The sequence below is a fragment of the Paenibacillus sp. UNC499MF genome, assembly GCF_900107975.1.
In the GTDB taxonomy this organism is placed as follows: domain Bacteria; phylum Bacillota; class Bacilli; order Paenibacillales; family NBRC-103111; genus Paenibacillus_F.
Genome location: NZ_FNVF01000002.1, coordinates 69,668 through 77,167 on the forward strand (window position 1 = coordinate 69,668; position 7,500 = coordinate 77,167).

Below are 7,500 nucleotides of genomic sequence, written 5' to 3' on the forward strand. Positions count from 1 at the left end.
TCAGGTTCTGGGCGCCCACAAAATAATGGATACGCCGGCGATGCAAACGGCCGCGCCGAGCCAATCGTAGAAGTCGGGCGTTTTCTTGTCCACAAGCCATCCCCACAATACGGCGAGTACGATAAAAATGCCTCCGTATGCGGCGTAAACCCGGCCGAAAGAAGGAAACGCCTGGAGAGTCGGGATAATGCCGTACAGGACAAGCACAAGGCTGCCCGTAATTCCGTACCCGACAGGCTTGCCCTCGCGGAGCCAAAGCCAGACGAGGTAGCCGCCTCCGATTTCCGCAAGCCCGGCGATAACAAATAAAAGCATGGACATTGAGGGACCTCCAGCGGAAGGGTGTTTAAGCAGCTCAGGCCGCTTGCCCGTTCGTATAAAAAATAAAGACATGAAGCGGATCCCTCATGTCTTGGGCTACTGCTTATGACGTTCAAAGTCTAGACACCCATACGTCTTCTTTGATTGTTTTGTTTCTTGGTCTGCTGGCTTTTCATCATCTGATTGCCGGTTGCCTGGTGCTTCTGCTGGGAGTTGGCCTGGGCTTGCGCCGCTTTCTTCTGGGCCAGTTTCTGTTTCATGGCTTCCGCGAGCGAAACTTTGCGCGGTTCGGCCGCTTCGGCCGGTTGAGTTTCTCCGGATTCCGGTGTCTGTTGATTCTCTGACATTCGTATCACCTCACTGCATTCATTACTTTTAGTTTATTGGTTTTCAGGATTCTTTACAATAGGGTTTCAGGGCTCTTGTACAATTTCCTGAACCCGTCCGACCTGGCCGTCCGTCAGTCTGACTTTGATGCCGTGAGGATGATTAGGCGAATTCGTCAAAATATCTTTGACGACTCCGCGCGTCCGTTTACCGGTGCGCTGATCCTGCTTGAGCACAATGTCGACGGTCAGTCCGGCCCGGATATTATTTCTCGATTGTCCGTTCATGGGATTCTCCTTTTATGAAGTGGGTTTGGCGGCGAAAACCCGCAGAAACTTGCCGGGAATTTGGGTCTCGAACCGCATCGGTTGTCCCGTCGAAGGATGTTCGAACGCGATGACCCGGGCATGTAAACCGAGCCGGCCGATCGTGTTTTTTACGGAGCCGTACTTCTTGTCGCCGACAACCGGATGGCCGATGTCCTGCATATGGACACGGATCTGATTTTTACGGCCCGTTTCAAGGTGCACCTCAAGCAGGGAGTAGTCGGAGGAAGCCTGCAGCACTTTATAGTGCGTGACCGCTTTCTGCCCGCCGTTATCCACGGGACTGGAGTACATGAGCAGCGTTTTGCTTTCTTTCAGCCAGGAGACGATCGTGCCTTCGGGCTTCTTGACCTTGCGTTCGACGAGGGCTACATAGGAGCGCTCGTGCACGGCTTCCTGCCAGGCCGTTTGCAGCGCCTGCTGGGTTTTCTCGTTCTTGGCGAACAGCATGACGCCCGACGTATCCCGGTCCAGCCGGTGGACGACGAAAATACGCGCTTTCGGATCTTTTCTGCGGACATGCTCGGTCAACTGCCAATAGGCGGTCAATTCCTTCTCGTCTCCGCCGGAGATCGAAAGAAGGCCCGCTTCTTTATTGATAACCAGAAGATCCTCGTCTTCATGCAGGATATGCAGTCCGATCGGTTTTTCCTCTTCGGTAACGACACTCCATTGGACCTTAACGCGGTCGCCGGGCTGGAGAGGATGGTCGTGGCGGGTCGTCTTTTTGCCGTTCACGGATACCTGGCCTCTGGACAGAATGCCCTTGACGGTGTTTCTTCCTTTATTCGCGAATTTTTCAAGCAAAAATTTCATCAGCTCGTCCGGCTGTCCGATTTCGAATTGAGTCGGTTCTTTGTCTGTTTTCGGGGTGGACGGCCTGGCTGTTTTCGTCGTTTTGGGGTTAAAAGGGGGACGCTGTTTTCGCATGGGTTGGCTCCTTCGGATCTTCTATCCATTTACTATAGCGCATTGGGGATTTAATTTCATCCCGGCCGGGCTCGTGATAAGTGCCGGAACGAGTGATATAATGGAAAAGCTGGAATCCTTTTAGGAAAATGTATGCGGAACACTCGCTTGGTTTGGAAAGATGCCGGAATAAAACGTACATAAACATTGAAAAAAGGAGGCTGGGAATGCCGCAGACGGACGGATTATCAGACGAAATTCTTATCGATGTGGACGGGCTGGTCAAAACGTACGGAAGCTTCACGGCCGTAAACGGCGTGCGCTTCCAGGTGCGCAAGGGAGAGGTGTTCGGGCTGCTCGGCCCCAACGGCGCGGGCAAGACCACGACTATGGAAATGATGGAAGGGCTGCGCAAGCCCGACGGGGGAACGGCGCGTATCGCCGGTTACGACACCATTCGGGAACTCCGCAAGGTGAAGGAAGTGATCGGCGTCCAGCTCCAGTCGACCTCCCTGTTCGATCTGCTGAAAGTGCGCGAGATCGTGGAGATGTACGCCAGCTTCTATCCGAGGTCGGTGCCTGTCGATCCCCTGCTCGCGGACATGACGCTGGAAGAGAAGGCGGGGGACCGCGTGAAGCACTTGTCCGGCGGACAGAAGCAGCGGCTTGCCATCGCGATCGCGCTGGTCAACGACCCGCAGGTGCTGTTCCTTGACGAGCCTACCACGGGTCTCGATCCACAGGCGCGGCGCACGCTCTGGGACATTATCCTGCGCCTGAAGGAGAGGGGCAAGACCATCGTCCTGTCCACGCACTACATGGACGAGGCCCACGTGCTGTGCGACCGGATCTGTCTGATCGACAAGGGGCAGGTCGTCGCACTGGACACGCCGGCCAACCTGGTGCGCAGCCTTCAATCGGAGAATGCGATTGAATTCCGGCTGCCCCAGGCGGAGTCGGCTTCCCCGCGGGAGCGGACGGAGCTGACGGATACGCTGGGCAGGCTCCAGGGCGTGAAGCAGGTCGATCTGGCCCGCGACACCCTCGTGCTGTACACCGACCACCTCCAGCAGTCGCTTACCGGCCTGATCCGGGAGGCGGAGCTGCGCGGATGGAAGCTGACGGATCTGCTGACACGGACCGCCACGCTGGAAGACGTGTTCATTCACATGACAGGAAGGAGCCTGAGGGAAGAATGAAAGCGTACCTTCAATTGACGCTCGCGCAGCTGCGGATTTTTATCCGGAACAAGCAGGTGCTCCTCTGGTCTTTTCTGTTCCCGGTCTTCTTCATGGTCATGTTCGGAACGTTTTTCGGAGGGGGCAGCAGCATGTCCATCAACGGAGTCGTCATCGACCAAGACCGGTCAGCCCAGTCGGTTCAATTGGTCGGGGCTCTGATGAAGACGCCGGCCATGAAGCTCAAGCAGGAGGAGCACACGGCGCCGGGGCTCCAGAAGCTGAAGGACGGCGATCTTCAGATGGTGGTCGTCATTCCCGCCGGTTACGGCAACAAACTCGACGCCGCCCTCAAAGGGGGGGACGCTTCGTCCGTCAACGTTTATTATGACCAGACGAACATGATGACGGCGGAGCTCGGCAAAACCGTCGTGGCCCAGGTGGCGGACGGCATTTCCAAAGAAAAGACGGCCTATAAGCCGGCGATAACGGTGAAGGCGGAGGGCGTTCAGGCGCTGAAGCTGTCCTATATCGACTTTCTCGTTCCCGGCATCGTGTCGATGATGATCATGTCCAACAACCTCAACGGTGTGGCGGGACAAATCGCCTCCTGGAGAGAGAGGGGCATTCTGCGCCGGATGCAGAGCACCACGCTGAAATCGTCCACATTCATCGCCTCGCAGATCACGGCCAGACTTTTGCTGAACGGCCTGCAGGCGGTGATCGTTCTGCTCATCGCGTCCGTTATCTTCGGAACGAAAGTGAACGGCTCGTGGGGACTGCTTCTGCTGTTCGTTATTCTCGGCACGCTGGCGTTTATGTCGGTCGGCTTCATCGTCGCGTCGCTGGCGAAGACACCGGAAAGCGCGGGGCCGATCGCGGGATTTATCTCGTTCCCGATGCTTTTTCTGGGAGGCGTCTTCTTCTCCGCGGACAGCATCCCGTCGTTCCTCCAGCCGGTCGTGAACCTCATCCCGATCACGCATCTGTCGACGGCTATGCGGCAGGTCATGAACGTAGGGGCGGATTTAACTGTGCTGTGGCCGCAGGCCCTTATCCTCGGCGGCTGGATGGTCGTCGCCTTCGCGATTGCGAGCTTTACCTTCAAATGGGAGTAAGGCGGACACTATAAAGGAACCGCCCGGACATAGAGCAAAGAACCGTTTCCGTAACAGGAAACGGTTCTTTTATTATATGGATAAAAGGAACTTAAACATTCAAATCGGAAGAGTCAGATAAGCGATATCGATAATTTTTAACGTAAGAGGATCGATTGTATACTGCTGCTTGTATGTGTCGGCGAACGTCTTTCCGTCCAGGGTATATTCGACTTCTCCCTTAATGGTGACGATGGTTTTCCCGCCTGCGATTTCATGGGTTGCCGTTACGTTACGGTTCAGCTTCCACAGAGGGAAGTGGTCCCCAGGACGCGACAGATAGCTGCCGTCGCTTTCTTTCATATAGGCGTAATCGAAAAACCGGGCGGCCAGAAACGGGCTGTAGACGGTTTCGAGCTGTTTCAGCAGTTCCCCGCGGCCCTTCTCATCCAGAGTACCTTTACCCGGCTGATACAGCGTATCAAACGTCCACCGCTCCACGGCGCCGTAGTAGTCTTTGGTCGCGACGGAGAGATCCCCTTTAGGCCTGTTCTTGACAATTTCCACCTGTTTGAGCGTATCGTTCCAGGTTACGGAAGTGCTGAGCAAATCCCCTAATGCTTTGAGGGGGACATAAGTACTTCCCTGATAATTAAGTACCGGAAGCTCGGAAGATTCGTAAGTCTGTCCGTCGACGGTTACCGGATAGGTGGCCGCCTGCAGAATATAGTCGATCACAGGCTTGGCCCATACGTCCGTCTGGGTGGCGAGGCTTCCGATGAGAATGCCTCCCGTTAAATAAAGAATCGGCTTTTTGCTTTTCATGAATAAATCCCTCCCGAATTTTCGGTCCGCCTAGTGTAACAATGATTGAACGAGGTCCGGCCGCTTTGAATCTTTAGACTGAACAGACAGGGGAAATGTTTCAATATAAGAAAAAATATGTAAGATGCTGTGCCCCATTCGGTCCTAACGGTATGACCCAACGCCATAACGGGCAACCTGATACATAAATGACAGCGCTTTAAAAAGGAGAGACGCCCGTGATTTTGTACCAGCTTACTCAATGGCTCCAGGAGCATACCAGCATCCGCAAGGCGATTCAGCAGGAGGCGGGGGACCCCGGCGAGCTTATGCTTCGCAAGGAACAGGTGGAGCGGCAGTTGATGGAACAGGCCGAACGGTGGAGGAACGTGTATGCCGATGTGCCTGCTCTGCCCGCGGCCGATCAGTTTCCTGACTGGTCTTCGGGGACAGGGACCGAATGGGAGGACGCGGAGCCGGAATTCGACTCCCTGCGCTGAAAAGGAGTGTGGCGGCGGTTCCGCCCGCTTTGTCAACTCGGCGGGGTTCGTGTAGAATAAGAACGATCCTTGATTTTATTGATAAAAGAGGTTGTAAACGACCATGAATATCGTTCTTGCCACATTGAACGCCAAATACATTCATACTTCGCTGGCTCTGCGGTACCTGAAGGCATTCAGCGAACCCGAGTTTCCGATTGAAATCGCGGAATACACGATCAAAGATCCGGCGATGAATATCGTTTCGGATCTATACGGCAAAAATCCCGACGTGCTCGGTTTTTCCTGCTACATCTGGAACATTGAAGAAACGCTCCGCGTCATCCGCATGATCAAAAAAATCCGTCCCGACCTGACGATCGTACTAGGCGGACCGGAAGTTTCCTACGATACGGAAGAATGGATGCGCACCGTTCCGGAAGTGGATTTTATCGTCATGGGCGAAGGGGAAGAGACGTTCAAGCATTTCCTCCAGGAGCTTTCGACCACCCGGAAGTTTCATTTTGTATACGGCATCGCGTACCGCAAAGGGGAAGAAATTATTTTAACTCCCGGCCGTCCGAAGCTGGACCTGAATGCGATTCCTACTCCACACCGGTTCGAGGAAGATCTGAAGGACCTCGGCAACCGGGTCGTTTATTTCGAAACGAGCCGGGGCTGCCCGTTTTCGTGTCAGTTCTGCCTGTCCTCCATCGAGGTGGGGGTAAGATATTTTGATATGGAGCGGACGAAGTCCGAAATCCTGTATCTCATAGCGAACGGGGCCAAGCTCATTAAGTTTGTCGACCGGACGTTTAACATCAAGCGGGACTATGCCCTGGAAATTTTCCAGTTTCTGATTGACAATCATCAGGGCTGCGTGTTTCAGTTCGAGATCACGGCCGATATTATGCGGCCCGAAGTGCTGGACTTCCTTGCCGAAAACGCGCCTCCGGGAATTTTCCGCTTCGAGATCGGCGTCCAGTCCACTAACGACGAGACAAACAATCTGGTGAAGCGGCGTCAAAATTTCGCCAAGCTTACCCGCACGGTGACGAAGGTGAAAGAAAGCGGCAAAATCGATCAGCATCTGGATCTGATCGCCGGCCTTCCCGAGGAAAACTACGACTCCTTCCGCAAAACGTTCAACGACGTGTTCGCGCTGGGTCCCGAAGAGCTTCAGCTCGGATTTCTTAAAATGCTCCGGGGAACCGGTCTGCGCCTGGATGCGGCCAAGTACGGCTACATTTTCATGGATCAGGCGCCCTATGAGATACTGGGCAATGATATTTTGCCTTTTACCGACCTGATCCGGATCAAGCGGGTGGAAGACGTGCTGGAGAAATACTGGAACGCTCACCGTACCGATCATATCGTGAACTACCTGATTGCCTCCGAATTTCCGTCGGCTTTCGATTTCTTCCAGGAGTTCGGCGATTACTGGGAGGAAAGAGGCTGGCAGAAAATCGGCCACCAGCTGGAAGATTTGTTCACCCGGCTGCATGCTTTCCTGACCTGGCGGGACACGAAGGGAATGGATGTCATCGAAGGGCTGATGAAGCTCGATTATTTCCTGAATCATAAATACAAGCCGCGTAAAATCTGGTGGGATTTCAAGCTGGACAAAGCCGGCCAAAGCGATTATCTGAAAAGAGCCGCGGATCGACCGGAAGAAGTTTCCGGCAACTTCAGTGAGCTGCGCATGGGCGAAAAGGAACTGCACAAGCATGCCGTCATCGAAGTGCTGCCGTTCGACCTGCAACGCTACCAGCAGGACGGCTCGCTCGACACGTCGGCGGAATCGCTGCTGCTGGCCGTTTACCGGCCGGAAGCGGGCGGGCGTCCGTCCGTGTACGCGATGCCGCTCGGCCATGCGTCGGCGGCGTCCGCGTCCGCACGGAGCTGAACGCACGCGCGGCAAAAAGGCTCCCGCCCCTCAAAGAGAGGGGACGGGAGCCTTTTTTGTGCTCGCCAGTGCTCGCCAGTGCTCGCCAGTGCTCGCCAGTGCTCGCCAGTGCTCGCCAGTGCTCGCCAGTGCTCGCCAGTGCTCGCCAGTGCT

At 55.0% G+C, this 7,500-nt stretch carries 9 protein-coding genes; 4 read left to right on the top strand and 5 right to left on the bottom strand.

Features of this window, described 5'->3' with window-relative positions:
• From C4S74_RS05440 to C4S74_RS05455, 4 genes are all read right to left on the bottom strand, one after another.
• A complete protein-coding gene (locus C4S74_RS05440; protein WP_103994343.1) occupies positions 1-321 on the bottom strand; it encodes a YnfA family protein in 321 nt (106 codons plus the stop codon).
• Positions 322-440: 119 nt separating this feature from the next.
• On the bottom strand, positions 441-668 hold the full coding sequence (locus C4S74_RS05445) for a hypothetical protein (protein WP_103994344.1): 228 nt from the start codon (positions 666-668) through the stop codon (positions 441-443).
• A gap of 66 nt (positions 669-734) precedes the next feature.
• Positions 735-935 (bottom strand): YwbE family protein, encoded by a 201-nt coding sequence (locus C4S74_RS05450; protein WP_103994345.1) that lies wholly within the window; start codon positions 933-935, stop codon positions 735-737.
• Positions 936-947: 12 nt separating this feature from the next.
• Positions 948-1,904, bottom strand: coding sequence for an RluA family pseudouridine synthase (locus tag C4S74_RS05455; protein WP_103994346.1), 957 nt, complete (start codon positions 1,902-1,904; stop codon positions 948-950).
• Positions 1,905-2,110: 206 nt separating this feature from the next.
• On the opposite strand from C4S74_RS05455, the gene C4S74_RS05460 reads away from it, so the two are divergent.
• Positions 2,111-3,082 carry an ABC transporter ATP-binding protein gene (locus C4S74_RS05460; protein ID WP_103994347.1) on the top strand — a complete coding sequence of 324 codons (972 nt, stop codon included), beginning with the start codon at positions 2,111-2,113 and terminating at the stop codon, positions 3,080-3,082.
• Positions 3,079-4,179 (top strand): ABC transporter permease, encoded by a 1,101-nt coding sequence (locus C4S74_RS05465; RefSeq protein WP_103994348.1) that lies wholly within the window; start codon positions 3,079-3,081, stop codon positions 4,177-4,179. Before C4S74_RS05460 ends, C4S74_RS05465 begins: the two co-directional genes overlap by 4 nt.
• A gap of 99 nt (positions 4,180-4,278) precedes the next feature.
• On the opposite strand, the gene C4S74_RS05470 is transcribed toward C4S74_RS05465, so the two are convergent.
• Positions 4,279-4,983 carry a stalk domain-containing protein gene (locus C4S74_RS05470; protein ID WP_103994349.1) on the bottom strand — a complete coding sequence of 235 codons (705 nt, stop codon included), beginning with the start codon at positions 4,981-4,983 and terminating at the stop codon, positions 4,279-4,281.
• A gap of 218 nt (positions 4,984-5,201) precedes the next feature.
• Between C4S74_RS05470 and C4S74_RS05475 the strand changes: the two genes are divergently transcribed.
• Positions 5,202-5,462: a hypothetical protein gene (locus tag C4S74_RS05475; RefSeq protein ID WP_103994350.1), complete on the top strand. Its 261-nt coding sequence runs from the start codon at positions 5,202-5,204 to the stop codon at positions 5,460-5,462.
• Between the two features lie 103 nt (positions 5,463-5,565).
• Complete coding sequence (locus C4S74_RS05480; RefSeq protein WP_103994351.1) at positions 5,566-7,347, top strand: B12-binding domain-containing radical SAM protein; 1,782 nt, start codon at positions 5,566-5,568, stop codon at positions 7,345-7,347.
• Positions 7,348-7,500: the final 153 nt, after the last annotated feature.